Here is a 20,123-nt window from a genome sequence, read left to right as displayed (position 1 = left end):
TGTCATGAGTGAAAAATTGCAAAAGGTACTCGCACGAGTGGGTTTGGGCTCTCGCCGTTATATGGAAGAGGTCATTGCCGCTGGTCGTGTAAGTGTCAATGGGCAGGTTGCTCAAGTGGGCGAACGTATTGAACCAGGTGATGAGCTTCGCATCGATGGTCGTAAAGTTCAGTTCCAAATTGAAGACGAAATTCGTCGTCGTGTATTGATTTACTACAAACCTGAAGGTGAAATCTGTTCTCGTAATGATCCAGAATCTCGCCCGACTGTGTTTGATCACTTACCCCCGATTTCCAATGACCGTTGGGTGATGGTGGGTCGTCTAGATATCAACTCAACAGGTTTATTACTTTTTACAAATGATGGTGAACTTGCCAATCGTTTAATGCATCCCTCAAATGAAATCGAACGTGAATATGCAGTTCGAGTCATGGGTGAAGTAACGCCTCAACTCAAAAACAACATGACAAATGGCGTTGTTTTAGATGATGGTCCAGCAAAATTTGAATCTTTCTCTGAAATTGGTGGTGAAGGGATCAATCGCTGGTACCAAGTCGTTGTAAAAGAAGGTCGTAACCGTGAGGTTCGCCGTATTTTTGAATCACAAGGTCTAAAAGTAAGTCGCTTGCTCCGTACTCGTTACGGTACTGTGATTTTGCCTCGTGAACTTCGTACAGGTCGTTGGATGGAACTTGATAAAACTGATATCGATAATTTAACCAAAGCTGTTGAACTGAAACCACGTCAAGGCACAGGTTTATTTGGTATGGCAAAACGTCGTACTGAACGTATGCAAGACAAACCTATGGCTGCGCGTCGCGGTGGATTCCTGCGTCAACAACGTCGTGATAGCGAAGGTGAAGAAGCTCACAACCATCAAAATGATCGTCGTGATGCTCAGCCAAGTGCAAACCAATATGGTCAAAATCGCACTGAAAACCGTACTGACAATCGCAATGAACGCTCAGAAAACCGCTTTAATAAAGCACGTTCTGGTGGCAACAGCTACAACAATGAGCGTGCTGACAACCGTGGTAATAGTTTTAATAGCAACCGTTCTGAAAACCGTTATGGCAATCAACAAAACCGTAATCGTTCAGAAGGCCGTTATAATCCAAACGAGCGTCTAGATCGTTCAGATCGCCAAGAACGTAGTGAACAACCTGAAAAGAAAAAACCGTTTGTTGTGACAAAAGGTTTTAAAAAGTTCTAAGTTCTGAATAGACTTAAAGAGCAAAAGCCACTATTTTTAAATAGTGGCTTTTTTTCGTTTAAACTATGCGCTACATCATGCATTAAGGTTTAAATATATTACTGTAGGCTATGCCTCAGCTTGTGCTGTAAACAAAACAGTGCAAAATCCTTTAAGCAATATGATCTTAATATGGTAATAACAGGATGAATAAAAAATACCTGATCCTCATTCCCTTATTTCTTATCTGGTTTTTTGCGTCTATATCGATAGCATATCAAGGGCTGTTTTATTCAGAGTATCTGATCAATTTTCTTAGAAAGAAACCACAGGATTATGGTTATCCACTTTTTCAGGTTGTCATTTTATGCTCAATTTATGGCCTATGGATGTGGAGCTATGCCTATTTACTTTGCTCAGAAACAGCCATTCGCAGACCATTTCTTAGCTATACAGTCTGTTCAATCTTACCGATTGTTATTCCAGTCTATGGCGTAATAATACTGATTTACTCACCACCTGATATAATCACTTTTATTCTAATCAGTTGTGCAACCAGCCTATTTCATTTTTTATTATTGCCTATTCTTATGCCTATCTATCGCAAGTATATTTATCCTAAACAAAACGCATCAGCTTAATCGTTTTATATATCAATAAAATACTCCTTGCGCTACTACAACAGTAGCTCTCCCTGTTAGAAAAAGAGGGAGAGCAACCTGAGACTAAATTAATTAACTTTAGTAATACCCCCCTCCTTTTTCAAAGGTGAGAAGTATCAACTTCGCAAAGAGGAAGATTTGAAATCCTTAACGGACTGACAGCAACTGAATCCAGCAGCTCTCACATAGCAAAAATCTAAATCACCTGCCTGGTTCCTTGTGGAATTGAACTCAGTAAGCGTTTGGTATAGTCATGTTGTGGTGACTGATACAACTCATCCGAATTGGCGATTTCAACGATATCACCGTGGTTCATCACCATAATTTGATCCGAAATATATTTCACCACAGACAAATCATGTGAGATAAAAATATAACTTAAGCCAAATTCATCTTGCAGATCTTGAAGCAAGTTCAAGACTTGTGCTTGAACCGATACATCGAGTGCCGAGACTGATTCATCGCAGATTAAAATTTCAGGTTTTAAAGTTAAACAGCGTGCGATTGCAATACGTTGACGTTGCCCCCCAGAAAACTCATGCGGATAACGATCAAAGGCTTGCGCAGGTAAGCTTACTCTTTCCAGTAATTCTAAAGCCATCTTTTTACGTTCATTATCATTTGCACCAATTTTATGAACTTGCATCGGCTCCATCAAAATCTGCCCTACGGTAAAACGCGGATTAAGTGAGGCATAGGGATTCTGAAAGATAATCTGAATCTTACGTTGATACTGGGCAAACTCTTTTTCAGACATTGCCAAAATATCTTTACCTTGAAATAAAGCTTGGCCGCCAGAAGCTTGTTGCAAACGCATCAACAATAAACCAATAGTGGTTTTACCTGAGCCAGATTCCCCGACGAGCCCTAAAGTCTTCCCTTTCGCCAGTTGAAAAGATGCCCCTTTGACTGCCTGAAATTCATCTTTGCCAAATAGCCCTTTACGACTAAAAAATGATTTTTTTAAATCACGCACCTCTAAAATAATTTCTTCACCGCCAACAAGGCCTCGTTTGCGCTCCGCAAAATCCACCTCAGGCAAACTCACCACATCAGTCACAGGTGCATCTTGGGCTTGCATAAAATCACTAATGACCGGTAAGCGATATGGACGATACGAAAGTTGCGGACGGCATAATAATAATGCTTTGGTATAGGCATCTTGTGGCTGTTCTAAAACAGCTTTTGCTAAACCTTGTTCACGAATTTCACCATGACGCATCACAATCACTTCATCGGCAATTTCACTCACCAATGCCAAGTCATGAGTAATAAACAACATCGACATTTGACGGCGCTTACGTAAAGTCTCCAACAAATCTAATATTTGTTTTTGGATGGTGACATCTAATGCAGTGGTCGGTTCATCGGCAATCAGTAATTTGGGTTCACAGGCAATTGCCATGGCAATCATGACCCGTTGCTGTTGACCGCCAGACAGTTGACTGGGGTAAGCATCAATCTTGCTTTCAGGGGACGGAATCCCCACTTCAGTGAGTAATTCTAAAGTGCGTTGTCGTGCTTGTTTACGCCCCATATTTAAATGAATACGCATAATTTCAGCAATTTGATCACCCACTGTAAACACAGGATTAAGTGACGACATTGGTTCCTGAAAAATCATGGCAATGTCTTTACCACACATTGCACGCATTTGTTTACTGCTTAAACTGAGTAAATCTTTGCCTTCAAAAATAATTTTACTGTTTTCAGCAATACGAGATTGACCTTTGGGTAATAAACCCATAGTTGCCAATGAAGTTACGGATTTGCCACTGCCAGATTCCCCAACCAAGGCCACAGTAGTATTGGCAGGAATCTGAAATGAAATACCTTTTACGGTTTCAATAAATTGCTTATTTTCACCCTTAAAACTCACACTCAGATTTTCAACACTGAGTAGCACAGGAGGTGTCGCTTGTTGTTCTGACATCTTTAGGCTCCTTATTTTAGTTTAGGGTCTAATGCATCACGCAATGCATCTGTAAACATTGAAAATGCAGTCACAAGCACGGCCATCGCTACTGAGGCTGCCACCAATTGCCACCATTTACCTAAAATCAGCTCACTTTGCGCTTCATTCAACATACTGCCCCATGACACCACACCCACAGGTACACCAAAGCCCAAGAAGCTTAAAATCACTTCAGACTTAATAAATGCAACCACCAAGATCGACATCTGAACCAACGCAATATGACTTACATTGGGGAAAATATGCACAAACATCCGTCGGGTATTACTGACACCAATCGCTTTGGCTGCCAGCACATACTCGCGTGAATTATGTTTCATATATTCAGCACGAATTAAACGGAATACCCCAGTCCAACCCGTTAATCCCAAAATTAAAACAATGGAAAGAATGCCCTTTTGCTGGAGTACAGCGGCAATCGCCAACACCAACAATAGATAAGGTATCGAGGTAAAAATGTTATAAAACCAGTTTAGAACATCATCCACCCAACCACCAAAGTAACCAGCGATTGCCCCTAAGAATGTACCGATTACCACGGCCAGCAATGCCGAGATTAAGCCCACAATAATTGAGGTTTCTGCGCCTTTAATGGTTTTGAGTACAACATCCTGTCCCCATTTATCTGCACCGAAAGGCAAGGTTTGTTTGAGTTCACTTTGCTGATCAAGTAAATGCCCACCCAATTGCTGATCAATGGCTTTCATATCTTCTGCAAGCGGATCTTGAATACCGTAGTAGTCAATCGCGCCACCTGAAGCTTGTTCTGTTGCAATTTCAGTATTTAACTCTTTGATCACATCTTTTAAAGGATCAACAGGATTTTCAGGTAAGGCCTCTACAGTTGCGGCTTTTTTTGCAGAATCTTGCGAGTTTTGATCTGCCCCGATAAATGTAGGTGGCGCATAACTCACGGCTACTTCTTTATTCCAATTTGATGCAATCACACCCGTCATGGAGAGTACCAATATAATGAAATAACACAGCAACACCAATAACGACAGCATAGCGATACGATCTGCTTTTAAACGTCGCATTGCCAATCGCCATAAACCGGGAGAAGTCTGTTGTTCTTGGGCGTCTACTTTTTTCGATAAAATTCCGAGCATCATCCCACCTACTTCAACTGTACGCGTGGATCAACCACTTTATAAATCAAATCAGCGATCAGGTTAAAAATCATGGTCGCAGCGGCAACATAGACCGTGATTGCTTTAATCACTGGAAAGTCGCTTCGTTCTACTGCAATAATGACTTCTCGCCCAATCCCCGGAATACCAAAAAATCGCTCAATTAAAAATGCCCCAATCAATAACGCTGGCAGGCTCGACATCACATCGGTAATAATCGGAATAGATGCATTACGCAGCACATGAACGCCTAAAATACGTCCCTCACCCACCCCTTTTGCCCGTGCAGTACGGACATAGTCCTGATTGACTTCATCCAAGACAAAGCTACGGTATAGACGTAAAGTCGGTGCAATACTCACCACCAACATGATTAAGATTGGCAGCAGTGAATATTGCAATAGGTTTTCACTGAGACTATCGCTCCAACCTTGTACAGGAAACCATCCCAGCTTATAGGCAAGACCGTACTGAAATACGATGATATAAACCAAAATACTGATCGACATCCCAATGGTACATAACAACATCACCATACGATCCGTCAATGAACCACGTACTGAAGCAACAGCCAAAGCCAGAATGATTGAAATCACGGTTTGTAAAATTGTCAGTGGAATAATGATGGTCAGCGATGGACCTAAACGGGTCAGGATAATGTTTGAAACCGATTCCCCCGTACTCCAGCTATTGCCATAATCAAAAGTCAGGATTTGCTTAATAAAAATCCACAATTGAACGTAATATGGTTGATCTACCCCAAGTTGCTGACGAATATTTTCAATCTGTTCAGGGTTTGCCATTTTTCCAGCAAGGATATAAGCAGGATCTCCGCCAACCCAGTTAAATAGAAAGAAAATCAGCAACACGACTCCCAACATGGTCGGAATCATTTGCCATATACGGCGCGTGATATATGCCAGCATAGTTCTAATTCCTTTTAATCACGTTGACCGGTAATTTCTTGAAAGAATGCCTTGTTATCCGGTTCTCTGCCCAAGAAATCAACCACCAGCTGCTCTGCTTTCTTTTGTCCACCTTGTGACAAAATCGCTTTACGATAACGTGCTCCAACCTCTGGATTATTTAAGTTATCGCCAAAAGCAGAAAGCATGTCTAAGGCCATCACTTCTGACCACATATAGCCATAATAGCCAACTTGGTATCCGCCCATAATATGACCAAATTGTCCTGGGAATTCTGTGGTTGGTACATACCCTAAGGCGGTTTGGTTTTCGAGTTTTTTCCATACATCTAAAGGCTGGGTTTTTAAAGCATCTGCGGTATGCAATGCCATATCATATTGTGCGTATAAGGTTTGACGAGAATAGAACAAGCCACGACCGTAGTTTTTCACGGCTTTTAATTTACCAATCAATTCATCATCGACACGTGGACAGGCTGGTTTGCAATAATCGGCTAAAGTCGACAGCGTTTCTTTACGACGTGCCCATTCTTCATACATCTGTGACGGTGCTTCAACAAAATCTCGCTCGACTGAAGTACCAGATTGCGAGGCGTAACGGGTGTTTGACAAAATTCCATGTAAGGCATGTCCAAACTCATGCACAAAGGTTTCCAGTTCATCACTGTTTAAACCTTTACGGTTAAAGTTGGTGACTAAGGCTGAAATCGGTTTACGCTGGGTCAGGGTACTGCCACCCTTAACGCCCCACACTGCTGCATGACCATACTTTCCTTCACGTGGAAATTTATCGATATATAAACCACCTAAAAGCTGACCTGTTTTCTGATCTGTTACATCATAATATTCAACTTCATCTTGCCAGACATCAACCTTGGCAGGCTTAAATTCAATCCCATATAGATTTGATGAAATTGCAAATAACCAATCTTGTGATGCTTGGGTCGGAAAATATTCGCGCATTTTTTCTTGGTCAATTTTGTACTTTTCTTGACGCAATTTTTCGCTCCAATAGCCCTCACTCCAACGGTTAATTTCCGCTTTTTCCACTGGGATATTTAAGGTCTTGGCTTTAAATTCACGCAGTGTTTGCACTTCTTTTTTCTCTAATGGCGCAACCGTACTATGTACCTCATTGAGGAATTTATTGACCGTTTCAGGATTCTTGGCCATACGGTTTTTCAATGCCCAATCGGCATAACTGGCTTTACCAAATAATTGTGCAAGTTCATGCCGTAGATCAATCGCCTGTTTAAGCAACACTAAATTCTTTTCAGTACCACGGCGGGTATAAGCAATTTGATAACGTTTACGTGCATCATCACTGTCTGCCAATTCCATAAAAGGACGGTATTCTGGGTAGTCAAAGCCCAATAGATAATTGCCTTTTTCATTTTTCTTTAGATTGGCAATATAACTTTCTGGTAAGCCTTTTAGCTCGGCTGGGGTAAATTCTAATTTTACAGGATTATCTCGAATGTTGCGGGCATATTCTTGTTGAATCTTGGTCAATTCATCTAAAATCACTTTTAAACGTGCTTGTTTTTCTGCGGGAAGTTGTACCCCTGTATCTTCAAAACCATCTAAAATATCTTGGCGATATTTACGGTCAATCTCATCACTGGCTTTGGTTTTTTTAATTTGTTGATAAAGTTTCCCGTCTTGGTACACTTCAGTTTGGAACTGACTGATTTTAACTTCGCAATCTTCTGCGGCTTTACGTAAATCTGCGCTTGGGTCAACATTACTGGCTAAATTAATTGGCCCATAAAAATCTTCAAACTCTGCAAAAATTTGATCCCACTTTGCCAATACTGCTCCAGCAGGCGCATTATTTTTGAGTTTAACTTTGGCAAATTCAGCCAACTTGGTTTTAACATCTGCAATTTTTGCATCACATTGGGCCGGGATATCTTTGGCCTGAAACTTGGGTAAAGTACTGCGTTCAGTTTCTGCAAAGGCCCATTGCCCCATACCCATTGACAACATACAGAGTGTGGTTAATTTAAATCGCTTCATTTTCATTTTCTCCAATCTTTCATTTATTCATTTTCAAATTTCAATCTGTTTATTTTTAAGCTTTTGATAGAGGTTATTTTTTCATATCAAAATACATCCATTCCGATGGAATAATCGGATGCTTTTTAAAGCCGATGACACGTGGTTGCGCCAAAGCATTGCGATAACGCGTCGATGCCATTTGTACCGGCATATACACTTCTAATATCCGCGCCATCTTATGATATAAAGCATCACGCTCAGGACCCGGTTTCAATTTTTGGGTTTGTTCATATAAGCGATCATATTCAGGTATTTTCATGCATGCACTATTGGTTGCATGGATATTCTTTCCATAAAACAGCTGCATAAAGTTATCGGCATCGGGATAGTCAGCAATCCAAGCTGATCCCTTAAACATGGTTTTGCATTGTTTTTCAGCTTTTAAACCTTCCGCAAAAGGCAAGGATTTGGTGGTCATTTTGACCTTGATATTATCTAAGGTCTTTTTCCAAAATTCAGCACTTTGCTGACTACGTGTACTATTTCCATAAACAGTTAATTCGATCAGCAAGGGTTTGCCATTCGGCAAGGTACGCCAGCCATCGGCAGCAACCTTATAGTGATAACGATCTAACAGTAAATTGGCCGCTTTGACGGAATAAGGAATACTGGTTTTATAATTTGGATCATGCCCAATCACCCCATAAGGGATAGGGAATTGTAAGCGCTGTGCATCACCCTTCATCAAAATCTTAATTTGATTATCGGGTGAAAAGGCCATTGCCATGGCACGGCGTAAAGCAATTTTTTCTTTACTCAAACCACCAACAACAGGGTTTTGCATATTCCAGTAATAATAATCAATTGAAGGATCGGCAATACGGGAAAGTTGAATACCTTTTTTAGCAAGTTCGGGTTTAAGCTGACCATCTTGGATGGCTTGAACACTGAGATCACCATCCAACACAAATAAATCAGTTTCATCTTTACTAAATGATAACCAGCGTGATTGTGATTCTTCCATCACTTGAATATCGACCACACCGATTTGCGGCATTTTTTTGCCTTTCATCGCCTCTACAATTTTTTGATCTTCTGGCGTAGATGCTTTGAAATCCCAAACATAACCACGATAATCTGGATTGGCTTTCAGGATAATCCGTGAGCCAGGTGTCCATTTTGCCAAGACATAGGGACCTGTTCCCACAGGATGGGCCATGGCAAAGCCAGACCGATCTCGATAGTGTTCAATCACTTCTCGTGCCACTGCACCAGCTGGTTGATGTGCCAACAACATTGGGAAGTTTTGATCCACTTGTTTTAGTTTAATCACCAAGGTATAACGATCTGTGGCCTGAAGCCCTGCAACAGGTAGATCATAATTAAACTTGCCTGTTTTTTTAGCTTGCTCAAGCACTTTGTCCATGCCTAGAATTTTGTCATCAAACAACCAACTATTGGGCGAATGCAAACTTGGGTCTAACAACCGTTTATAAGAATAAACATAGTCTTGCGCGGTTAATTCACGGGCTTTGCCTTTAAATACAGGATCTTTGGCAAAATAAATTCCTTTTTGAATTTTAAAAGTATAGGTTAAACCATCAGCACTGACTTCAGGCAGGCTCACCGCGGTACGGGGTACTAATTTGGCGGGTGTTGCTAAATAATCGTAGGTATATAAGCCTTCAAATATTGAATTATGCACATGCGCAGAATAAAGATCTTGTGTGCCTGCTGGATCAAAACCCGTTTCTGCAACGGGGAAAACATAACGTAAAACTTTATTTGGATCCGCTGGGCTTTTGGCAAATACATTCATCGTGCCTGTCAGGAGCATACCGCCCAAGAATGCACTAACCCCAATCTGCTTTAACTTTTGCTTTAAATCATCCTTCATCATTTTATTCAACTTCATCTGGTTATTTTTTAACTGGCTGAACATCAAGGTATTGCCAAACGGTATTGATCATTGGATGTGCTTTATAGCCTTGAACTTGTGGTTGCAACAGCCAATTGCGAATACGGGTACTATGAATAATCCAAGGGTTATCTGCCTCTATCTGCCGACTGATTTTTTCATAAAATGGCGTTCGTTGTTGTGGCGGTAAAGTTAACGCTTGCTGATACAGTGCATCATAAGCTTTAGATTGATAGCAACTTAAATTTCCTTTGCCTGAGTTCGGACCATAAAGCAATTGGGCAAAATTTTCTCCTTCAGGAAAATCAGCAATCCATGCCCCACCCCAAATCATATGTTTACACTGTATGGCCTCTTTTAAATTATCGGCAAAATTACTGACCTTAAACTCAACTCGCACCCCAATAGCATCTAAGTTTTTCTTCCATAACTCAGAATGAATGACTGAGCTTGAGCTATTTTCAGTATTATATTTCAGCGTAAACGGCTGCCCGTTGGGTAAAGTTCGATAACCATCTTTGCCTTTCTTATAACCAAATCGATCCAGTAATTTATTGGCCAATAACGGGTTATAGGCAATACTACTTCTATATTGAGCATTGTGCCCTTGCACCCCATCTGGTACCAACATTTCAGCTCTAACCGCTTGACCTTTATAAAGTTGCTTAATCGCTTCCTGTTGGTTATATGCCAATGTAATGGCACGGCGTAGTGCTATTTTGTCTAGACTATAACCACCCACAATCGGATCTTTCATATTGAACATGGTATAGGTGATTTCAGGGTCTTTATTGGGAAAATGCTGAATGCCCTGCTGTTTAAGTTCTGGTTTTAATTGTGTGCCGTTTAAAGCCTGTGGAACCGCATTTGAAGTTAATTTGTCAAAATCCAATTGACCTGACTTAAATGCCAACCAGCGTGACTGTTCTTCCTCAATAATACTCACGACAACCTTACCGACTTGGGGCATTTTTTTACCTGACATTTCTTTGACAAGTTGGTTATCCCATGCCGTTCCTGTCGATTTATAATTCCAAATAAAGCCACGATAGTCAGGATTTGCCACCAGCTCAATTTTACTGCGTGGTACGTATTTACTCAGTTGATAAGCGCCTGTACCTACAGGATGCTGCCCGATACGATCACCATAAAACTCAACAACTTCACGCGCTGTTCCGCTAAAAGTGACATAGGCCAAAATATAAGGAAAATTATAATCTGCACGGGTTAAGGTGAATTGTAGGGTGTATTTGTCTAAAGCTTTAAGCCCTGCAATGGGCGCATCGTAATTAAACTTGCCTGTCTTTTTCGCATTGGCAACCACTTGCTCTAAGCCTTGGATTTTGCCATCAATAAAAGAATAGGTAGGCGAATGGTTTTTCGGATCACTCACACGTTGAATCGAATAAATATAATCTTGGGCAGTCAATTCACGTCGTTTGCCTTTGAACGCAGGATCATCGGTAAAATAAATGCCAGGCTGAATTTTAAAAGTATAGACCTTGCCCTCTTGTTCTATTTTTGGCAATGCTTGTGCCGTATTGGGTACCAATACCACGGGACGAGCCAGATAATCATATTTGAGTAAGGGTTCAAATATCGCCTCTGCAATATTTCCACTGTAGAAATTATAGGTTTTCACCATATCAAAACCATCATCTGGTGCTTCAAAAGCCAAATTCAGGATTTTATTCGGTTGTGCAGGCGTTTTCGCAATCGCCATTTCCCCACAACCCATTGCACCGACCAACAACGCAAATTGTAAAAGCTTGGATTCCAAATTCACACCTATGTATTTTTATTCATCAAATTATTTAAACAGAATACTGGCAGCACCATCATCCTGTCGATTGCTGCTTTGGTGCCGAACCAGAACGTTAAATTAACAATAGTGAAAAATTGAACGATATAACAGTATTAAATACAAAGCGAATATCATGCCACTACACTTACCCCTTTTAAATTTTGTTTATTTTTACCGTAATAAAATTACGTTTACTTAATGTACTCAAATCCATTCTTCGCCATAAAAATAGGCAGAAAAATCAAATAACTTTGATTTTTTTATAATTAAAAATTTATATTTAGCGTCCATAAATGAAATTATCTCCCAAACTTAACTTACTCGTATTTAGTCATAAACCAATCAATACATTTAACATAAGTAACGTAAATCTTGAGCATTTTTTTGTATATTGTTAAAACATATAATGAGATAGTTGGCATACTTAAATTGCTAAAAACAATGTAACAATATTACGAAGTAGAAAAGGATGTCTAAAAATATAAACCGAGATTTAAATATTTACGCTTTGATGGCTGATTCGGTATAGTTTTGGAAAGCTACCATACCCTGAATACAAAAGAATTTCGGGTCAAAATTCTTTTGATAAAATGACTGACTCTATAGATAAAGTGATTATCTCACTTTCACTCACACTTAAAAAAGCCAGCATCTGCTGGCTGATCATCGACATGGAATCAATTAAGTGATTTTAAATGCCAAAGAAATGGCTTGATCTTGTTCTTCAGGATCAGGCCATTTTTGTGAAACAGATTTTAACTTGGTATAGAAACGAGCGGCATCTGGACCATATAAATGCGACTCACCAAATTTTGAACGTCGCAAACCACCAAAGTTAAAATAACTCACTGGGAGTGGTACAGGCACATTAACACCAATCATGCCCGACTCAACTTCCATAAAGAAGCGATGTGCTGACTTTCCATCACGGGTAAAAATCACCGAACCATTGCCATATTCATGGCTATTGGTCACAGCAATTGCCTCATCTAAACTATTGACGCGTAAAATTCCTCGCGCTGGGCCAAAAACTTCTTGTTGATAAAAATCCATATCCATAGATAGATAATCAAATAAAGTGGGACCAATATAATAGCCATTGGCATACTCTGGATGTTTAAAATCACGACCATCCACCACCAACTCAGCACCATCTGCGATACATTGATCAATTGCCTTTAAAACAGATTGTTGCGATTGCGCACTAATCACCGCACCAAAATCTGCAGTCGGATCATTGTATGCGCCAACTTTCAATGCTTTGATTTTTTCTACGATACGTTGGCGTAAGTGATCTGCCGTTTCAGCACCTACGGGAATCAGCAGTGATACCGCCATACAGCGCTGACTGGCTGAACCAAACCCTGCTGAAACAAAGGCATTTGCAGCCGCTTCAAGATCGGCATCAGGCATCACCACCATGTGATTTTTCCCACCAGTAAATGCTGCAACACGTTTGTTATGTGAGGTGCCTTTTTGGTAAACATATTCACCAATCTGTGTAGAACCCACAAAGCTCACAGCTGCGATTTCAGGATGTTCAAGTAATGCATCGACTGCTGTTTTATCCCCTTGTACAACATTAAATACATCGTCTGGGAGACCCGCTTCTTTCCATAACTCTGCAAAAAATAATGCAGCCGAAGGCACTTTTTCAGACGGTTTCCAAACTATTGAATTCCCCACAGAAACAGCCATGGCCATCATGACAGCAGGAATCATGATGGGAAAATTAAACGGGGTAATACAACCTACCACACCCACAGGAACCCGTACAGAAAACACATCGATGTCGCCTGCAACATTACGTGCATATTCACCCTTTGTAATCTGCGGTGCATTACAGGCAAATTCAATTCCTTCAATCGCACGGCCAATTTCACCGATTGCATCGGCAATGGTTTTGCCATGTTCACGACCAATGATTTCTGCCAATTCAGCTGTTTTGGCAATCATTAATTCACGTAATTTAAACAGAACTTGCAAGCGTGTAGCATGCGAAGCTTTTGCCCATTTTTTTGCATTTGCTGATGTCGCAGCTTTTACCGCAGTATCAATCACGGTTGCATCGCCATAAGCACAACGCGCAATTTCTTCACCTGTAGAGGGATTAAATACTGGGCCTGAATGTTGAGTTTCTGTGATATGACGGCCTGAAATATAATGTCCGATCAAAGTATTCATCCTGATTTTCCTTCACGTTGCGACTGAAACTAAATTTAAAATGCTACTGAAGTCGGTCTTTCCATGACCGCTTTGGCGAGGAAGCCCCATATTCCCAAGACCGATAAAGGAAATATTCATATTCATTCCTGAAAATTAAGCGTGGTAAATTGAATGATTGATTGCAGTGCTTTGAATCACTACTTTGCATTAAACAGACAATTTGCTTTTCACTGATTTACGTTGTCTCGCGGGTCTAAGATCATCACGCTTCATAAAGAAGCTACAGAAGATTGCGAAAATCGCCATACTCATGATGTAGGTAATAATCAAATGCGGGCTACCATTACCAATACTTAGTAATTTGGTGGCGATCAATGGTGCAAGTCCACCGCCTAATACACCTGCGAATTGAACTGAAATCGAGATGCCACTGTAGCGAATTTCGGCAGGAAACTGTCGAGCAAATAACTGAGACTGTGGCGCATACATGATCGGGAACACCACACCGATTGCTAAAACAATTGCGGTCCATACCAAGACTGGGTCCTTGGTATCCAACATGCTAAAGAACGGATAGCAATACAATGCAAGGACCACTAGACCAAACATAAACATATTACGCTGCCCAACTTTGTCGGATAGATGTCCACACAATGGCGTCATCACCATGATTAAGCCTGCACCACAAATCGTTGCAAACAAAATGTCTTGGCGAGGAATACCCAACTTGGTTGTGGTGTAGGCTAAGGCAAAAGTAGAGGCAATATAGAACCATGCATTTTCAGCAGCACGGGCAAAGATAATCGTGAGTAATTCGCGCGGATGATTTTTAAAGACCTGCATTGCTGGAACTTTAACTTCTTGTGCTTGTTGTTTTACTTTTTCAAAATCTGGTGACTCAGGCACTTTGACACGGATATACCAACCTACACCTAATAATAAAATGCTGGCAAGGAAAGGCAGACGCCAGCCCCAACTAAATAGACTTGCTTCGGGTAAAAGTGAAACCAAACCCAATGCGATCGAGGCCAACATTAAACCACCACCAGCACTTGCTTGAGGCAAACTTCCCCAAAAGCCTTTACCGCCTTCAGGTGCATGCTCCACAGCCATCAACACGGCACCACCCCACTCGCCGCCCATTGCCATACCTTGAACAAAACGCAAAATCACCAGAAAAAATGTCGCCCAATATCCAATACTTTCGTAGGTTGGCAATAGGCCAATTAAAACGGTAGGAATCCCCATCATAATCAGCGTGGTTAGCAGCATGGTTTTTCGACCAATTTTGTCCCCAAAATGACCAAAGATAATGCCTCCCAACGGACGTCCAATAAAGCCAACAGCGTATGTGGCAAACGCGGCCAATACACCTGTTAATGGATCAAGATTGGGGAAAAACAGTTTATTGAAAATTAATGCTGCGGCTGCACCGTAAATAAAAAAGTCGTACCACTCGATTGTCGTTCCGACCATGCTGGAGATACCCGCCAGACGGTGTGAAGACTTTTTCGGTTGTTGAGGACTTGATCCTTGTATATGCTCCATCGCTACCTCGCCCAATTCTTAGTATTGTCATCCATTCATCACCTTAGAGATAATCCATCCTGATTATATTTATTAAGGTGATCTAATTCTTTTTACACAAATAACTTAAAATAAGAAGCCAAGATTAATATTGATTTATCCTAATAAAAAATTCTAAATAACCTGAGTGCTTCTTATCATCAATGTGAATCAATTGCTTTTTTCAGTCAACACCCTTAATTACTTAAGTAGTTTTTAAAATTCAATAAATAAATCAAATACAATTACTTATACAAAACTCTACCAATATAGACTAAAGTTAAATATAAAAAATGTGATCCATTACAAACTATTCGAAACTCTAAATTTATATGCATCACATTAAAAAAATAATCTATTTAATTTTCATCATATTATAAAAAATCAACGATCGAATACTTGTTATTTCTCGCTATCGCGTTATATTCATTATTATACTAAGTAAGGATGCTTATTATGAACTATAATAAAATCGCATTTGATTTTAGCCCTGCACCGATTGTTGTATTAAGTTATCGACACATGATGGAAATGAATGCTGCATTTGCCAATCTGTTTGGCTATGAGCGTGGGGAATTAATTGAGCAATCCATAGTCAAAATTTTTCCTAGCCTTGAGGATTATGAAAAGGTTGGGAATGATGCATTACAAAGCTTATTGTTAAAAAAAAGCCATTACTACTCTGATCAGCGCTTTATGCAGCACAAAAATGGCGAAATCTTTTGGACACATACCCATGGGCAAACCTTAACACCTGAAGATCCCTTTAAATTGATGGTCTGGCATTTTGAACGTAAAGATCAGGTGCTGTCTTCTAAGCAAAAATTGACTAAACGTGAATCAGAAATTACCCAATTGATTGTCAATGGATTTACCTGTAAAGAAATTGCACGAAAATTAGAGCTGTCGCATCGGACCATAGAAGTACATAAAGCAAATTTAATGAAAAAGTTGGGCGTTCGCTCCAAAGCAGAACTAACCTCAAAAATTATTATTCGAGAAAAATGATATAGACAAAAAAATGATCACAGTTGAATTGCTGTGATCATTGATGAACCTCAAAAAAATTAAGCTTTTTTCACAAATTCTGACTTTAACTTCATGGGACCAATACCATCAATTTTACAATCAATATCATGCCCATCATTACTGTCTACCAGTAAACGAATACTTTTGACTTTGGTTCCTACCTTAACCACTGCAGAAGAACCTTTAATTTTTAAGTCTTTAATCACTGTCACTGAATCGCCATCTGCCAAGATATTGCCAACAGCATCTTTAATCGTCACGCTGTCATCTGCTGTTACTTGCTCGCCATCTTTCCATTCATAACTACATTCTGGGCAAATCAATAAATCGCTATCTTGATAGGTATATTCTGAATTACATTTTGGACAATGTGGCAAAGACATAATAAGCTCAACTTCGGTTCAAATCACAATCATAGCATTTTAAGATTTTTCATCAACTTAAAAACCATAATAAATATAAGGAATAATTTAAAATCAACCGCGATCAATAAAACTAGGCTTTATGATTTAGAACATCCAACAAAACACTGACATGATTTCGCCCTTGATTTTTGGCCGCCGTTAATAAGGTTATAGGACCTTGTGCTATAAGTTTCCGCAGCTCTTCTAATTGTACTGTAACCTGTGATAATTCAACGCGATAACGTTGTTGAAACTCATCCCAACGGTTTTCGCTATCCTCGTGATACCATTTTCTGAGTTCATTTGACGGGGTAATTTCTTTCGGCCATAAGTCAATCTTAGCATCATCTTTTTTAATACCACGTGGCCACAAACGATCAACCAGAATTCGTTGACCATCTGTTTCTGAAACCGCATCATAAATTCGTTTGCTATAAATCGTCATTGTTATTCCAAACTGAAGTTATTCTAAAATTATTCCAAATGATGAGAAATATGGTTGTGTAAAGTAACAACGGGGGAACAAAAACATCGTGTCCCCCATCACAGCTTAGCCTGAAAACAAAGGCGAGGCTTGGTGCTTACTCAGGCAATCAATGATTGAATTGTATTACCCATTTTAATGGATGATAGATGAATGATATAAATATCAAAGAGATCTATAGCGATAGTTTATAGGTCACTCACGCGAGTTTATTGATCTGGAATTGTTGGATTGACCAAGAGACCAAGTAATTGCAAAGACTCTTGCCATCCCAAATAACAAGCCTCAACAGGAATCACTTTCGGGATACCTGACTGGGTAATATTGACTTCCGTTCCAACAAGCACACCTTTTATTTCAATGATTACTTCAATTTCGCCAGCGAGCTCAGGATTATCAAATCGATCAAAATATCGTATGCGTTGGTTGGGAATCAGCTCCGCATAAGTTCCACCAAATGAATGGATTGTACCTGTAGAGAAATTGGTAAATGACATTCGATAAGAACCACCAACCGCAGCATCCATTTGATGAAGTTTTGCTGTAAAACCATGCGGAGGCATCCACTTTACAATTGCATCTGGGTCTAAGAAAGCTTTATAGACTCGCTCTGGTGGTGCACTAAAAACGCGATGCAACTTTACCGTATTACTCATACTCATATCCTTGACTATTATTGTTGTTGAAAATCAAGTTTAGCGCTGTACAAAGCTTTCATTTGTATGGTTTGAGTAGTCTGAAACTTAAAAAAAAGCATATCAACAAGGATATGCTTTTAAAACAATATGCGTCATCTAAAGACCATTATTCTTCATCCTCTTCATCATCAAATATATAGGTTGTACATCCCCAACCATCATATTCACCTTCAAACTGCTCAGCAATTTTACTAAACCATTGCTCTAAATCAACAACATCTTCGTAGTCTGGAATCAGATGAACATATACCGTAATCACCCATTCATTGGGTTGCACTTCTTCATCCAAATACAGTGAAATTTTTTGTTCTTCGTGTAAAAGATAGATTGCACATTTTTCAGCAAGTTCTTGTGTTTTAAAATACACAGAAAACTCGATTTCATGTACCTCTTCTAAATCATCACCATCTTCGTGCATTTGCCAAAGTAGATTACCGTTATCATCTTCTGGGAATTTTTCAAAATCACGAGTCATGGCCAAGCCCTCTTTTAAGGTTATAAATATTATGACTTTTACAATAGCAAAGTTTTATGACAGTTTTAAAATATTGCCTATTCGCACACAAATTACTACTTTTATTTGGCATCAATTTGTAATAAAAATTGAATTAATTCTATGATTAGGGTCTGTTGTTGATCAATATTCATTGATGATTAAACCAATAATGAAAGGTGCATGATGCCAAACTTTAACCCACAACAACGACAAGAAATTCTGTTACTGATTCAACAAGGTCGTAAAGTTGAAGCAGTTAAATGGGTCAAAGACCACTCAGATTTAGGTTTAAAAGAAGCCAAGGATTATGTAGAAAATCTGACAGAAAACGCATACAACTTCGCATTTGCAGATACAGCTCAAAGTGATAGTTCCCGTGATATAAACTTGCAAATTCCTCAACAAGACATCCTTTCCCTAATCCAACAAAATCGTAAAATTGAAGCGATTAAACTGGTCATGGAAAATTCAAACCTTGGGCTAAAAGATGCCAAAGACTTTGTAGAACAGCTCACTGAAAATCCCAATTTAGCAATCAATCAGTTTCAGTTCGATGATGATTTTTATGACAGTCAGCATCCTCGCTATAAGGCAATTCAGTCAAATTTTGAAACTGGTGAAATCTATGTGTTATATCAAGATCATCAAAAAGTGTTGATTGATGAGCATCATCCTGACTGGGATGAAATTATGCGTCATTTTACTCAAGGTGAAACATATGATTCGGCTGCTGCCTATATTGCTGCGATGAAAGCCAAAGCACGTGATAGTGCTGTCAATTCGACACGCAATGTTCAGTCAATTCCCCGCCCATCCAGCGCAACAACCCAACCTGTCGGTATTGAAGATCAAACCAAGAAAAAAGGCTTACCTATTGTTATGCTTGTTGTTATTGCGATTGTTGCTGTGACTGCCTATCAATTTTTTATCAAGCAATAAGATGCAACACCGCGATAAAATTTAACACGGCAATAAAATTGAATGTGCAATGCAGGATGATTAATAAAGTTTAAAACAGTCAAAAGAAAGCCATTCAACTAAACGCTATTGTTCTCATCATTTAAATTATTCGAGATGCGTATGTACCAATTGAATCAAACACAATTACAAACATTGCTTGATCTGCTTGAACACCATCAAACAGAACAGGCTGAACAATTCCTTATTGCACACCTTCAGCTAGATCCAACCGCAGCAAAAAATTTAGTCCGCATCCTGCATGAATCACCAGATGCGCTTCAGGCTTTTAAAGCAAACCCTCAAATTTTATCGGGCGAAATGCCAAATATAAAAAATGAAAGCAAATCTTTTGAATTCAACTTTTCATCTAGTACGGTGAAAATGACCAATCAGGATGGTAAGACCATTGAAATCAATGATCAACATCCCGACTGGCAAGAGATTAAAAAACAATTCCAAATCGATTTGACTCAACCAGATGCTTTATCCAAATTTGCCGAAAATTTTATGCAAGGAGAGACGCAAAATACCTCATCACAAGCAAAGTCTTCATCTTATGATTCAACAAGCCCTACTCACGCTTCGGTTCAAACCTCAGGGGTGGAAGACTTGAATCATCAGAATAAGTCCAGCAGCATGCTGTTATTGATTGGGTTTCTTGTTTTGATTGGGATTGCAGCCTTTTACTATTTTAAAACATGATTGATCAGTAT

General features: G+C 39.6%; 15 protein-coding genes and 1 pseudogene. 4 read left to right on the top strand and 12 right to left on the bottom strand.

Going from position 1 to position 20,123, the window contains the following annotated elements:
* Positions 1 to 4: 4 nt before the first annotated feature.
* Positions 5 to 892, top strand: a pseudogene (gene rluB / locus FHR28_RS17785) (23S rRNA pseudouridine(2605) synthase RluB); the annotation flags it as partial.
* A 1,158-nt stretch (positions 893 to 2,050) separates the two neighbouring features.
* On the opposite strand, the gene FHR28_RS17780 reads toward rluB, so the two are convergent.
* From FHR28_RS17780 to FHR28_RS17745, 8 genes are all read right to left on the bottom strand, one after another.
* The gene (locus FHR28_RS17780; protein ID WP_166783198.1) at positions 2,051 to 3,787 is read right to left on the bottom strand and encodes an ABC transporter ATP-binding protein; all 1,737 of its coding nucleotides are present in this window, start codon (positions 3,785 to 3,787) and stop codon (positions 2,051 to 2,053) included.
* A gap of 11 nt (positions 3,788 to 3,798) precedes the next feature.
* On the bottom strand, positions 3,799 to 4,938 hold the full coding sequence (locus tag FHR28_RS17775) for an ABC transporter permease (protein WP_166783197.1): 1,140 nt from the start codon (positions 4,936 to 4,938) through the stop codon (positions 3,799 to 3,801).
* A gap of 8 nt (positions 4,939 to 4,946) precedes the next feature.
* The gene (locus FHR28_RS17770) at positions 4,947 to 5,885 is read right to left on the bottom strand and encodes an ABC transporter permease (RefSeq protein ID WP_166783196.1); all 939 of its coding nucleotides are present in this window, start codon (positions 5,883 to 5,885) and stop codon (positions 4,947 to 4,949) included.
* 14 nt (positions 5,886 to 5,899) lie between these two features.
* Positions 5,900 to 7,909, bottom strand: a complete 2,010-nt coding sequence (locus FHR28_RS17765) for a M3 family metallopeptidase (protein ID WP_166783195.1) — start codon at positions 7,907 to 7,909, stop codon at positions 5,900 to 5,902.
* A gap of 67 nt (positions 7,910 to 7,976) precedes the next feature.
* Positions 7,977 to 9,785 carry an ABC transporter substrate-binding protein gene (locus FHR28_RS17760; RefSeq protein WP_374759597.1) on the bottom strand — a complete coding sequence of 603 codons (1,809 nt, stop codon included), beginning with the start codon at positions 9,783 to 9,785 and terminating at the stop codon, positions 7,977 to 7,979.
* Between the two features lie 19 nt (positions 9,786 to 9,804).
* Positions 9,805 to 11,595: an ABC transporter substrate-binding protein gene (locus FHR28_RS17755; RefSeq protein ID WP_166783580.1), complete on the bottom strand. Its 1,791-nt coding sequence runs from the start codon at positions 11,593 to 11,595 to the stop codon at positions 9,805 to 9,807.
* Between the two features lie 693 nt (positions 11,596 to 12,288).
* Positions 12,289 to 13,791: a CoA-acylating methylmalonate-semialdehyde dehydrogenase gene (locus FHR28_RS17750; RefSeq protein ID WP_166783194.1), complete on the bottom strand. Its 1,503-nt coding sequence runs from the start codon at positions 13,789 to 13,791 to the stop codon at positions 12,289 to 12,291.
* Positions 13,792 to 13,980: 189 nt separating this feature from the next.
* Entirely contained in the window at positions 13,981 to 15,321 is a 1,341-nt protein-coding gene (locus tag FHR28_RS17745) for an MFS transporter (RefSeq protein WP_166783193.1), read from the bottom strand.
* A gap of 474 nt (positions 15,322 to 15,795) precedes the next feature.
* Here FHR28_RS17745 and FHR28_RS17740 point away from each other — a divergent pair, with 474 nt between their 5' ends.
* Positions 15,796 to 16,347: a LuxR C-terminal-related transcriptional regulator gene (locus FHR28_RS17740; RefSeq protein ID WP_004722910.1), complete on the top strand. Its 552-nt coding sequence runs from the start codon at positions 15,796 to 15,798 to the stop codon at positions 16,345 to 16,347.
* Between the two features lie 59 nt (positions 16,348 to 16,406).
* Here the strand turns inward: FHR28_RS17740 and FHR28_RS17735 are convergent, their stop codons facing one another.
* The 4 genes from FHR28_RS17735 to FHR28_RS17720 all read right to left on the bottom strand — a co-directional run bounded on the left by FHR28_RS17735 (position 16,407) and on the right by FHR28_RS17720 (position 18,429).
* Positions 16,407 to 16,751 (bottom strand): zinc ribbon domain-containing protein YjdM, encoded by a 345-nt coding sequence (locus FHR28_RS17735; RefSeq protein WP_034610071.1) that lies wholly within the window; start codon positions 16,749 to 16,751, stop codon positions 16,407 to 16,409.
* Between the two features lie 112 nt (positions 16,752 to 16,863).
* Positions 16,864 to 17,217, bottom strand: coding sequence for a DUF488 domain-containing protein (locus tag FHR28_RS17730; protein ID WP_004722913.1), 354 nt, complete (start codon positions 17,215 to 17,217; stop codon positions 16,864 to 16,866).
* 248 nt (positions 17,218 to 17,465) lie between these two features.
* On the bottom strand, positions 17,466 to 17,912 hold the full coding sequence (locus FHR28_RS17725; protein WP_166783192.1) for an SRPBCC family protein: 447 nt from the start codon (positions 17,910 to 17,912) through the stop codon (positions 17,466 to 17,468).
* A gap of 148 nt (positions 17,913 to 18,060) precedes the next feature.
* Positions 18,061 to 18,429, bottom strand: a complete 369-nt coding sequence (locus tag FHR28_RS17720; protein WP_154130744.1) for a ribonuclease E inhibitor RraB — start codon at positions 18,427 to 18,429, stop codon at positions 18,061 to 18,063.
* A gap of 201 nt (positions 18,430 to 18,630) precedes the next feature.
* Here FHR28_RS17720 and FHR28_RS17715 point away from each other — a divergent pair, with 201 nt between their 5' ends.
* The gene (locus FHR28_RS17715) at positions 18,631 to 19,389 is read left to right on the top strand and encodes a ribosomal protein L7/L12 (RefSeq protein ID WP_228722101.1); all 759 of its coding nucleotides are present in this window, start codon (positions 18,631 to 18,633) and stop codon (positions 19,387 to 19,389) included.
* Between the two features lie 141 nt (positions 19,390 to 19,530).
* Positions 19,531 to 20,112 (top strand): DUF4366 domain-containing protein, encoded by a 582-nt coding sequence (locus FHR28_RS17710; protein ID WP_166783191.1) that lies wholly within the window; start codon positions 19,531 to 19,533, stop codon positions 20,110 to 20,112.
* Positions 20,113 to 20,123: the final 11 nt, after the last annotated feature.

Source organism: Acinetobacter sp. BIGb0196 (assembly GCF_011759595.1).
In the GTDB taxonomy this organism is placed as follows: domain Bacteria; phylum Pseudomonadota; class Gammaproteobacteria; order Pseudomonadales; family Moraxellaceae; genus Acinetobacter; species Acinetobacter guillouiae.
The sequence above is the reverse complement of the archived record's forward strand: the minus strand, read 5'-3'. Positions and strand labels throughout refer to the sequence as shown.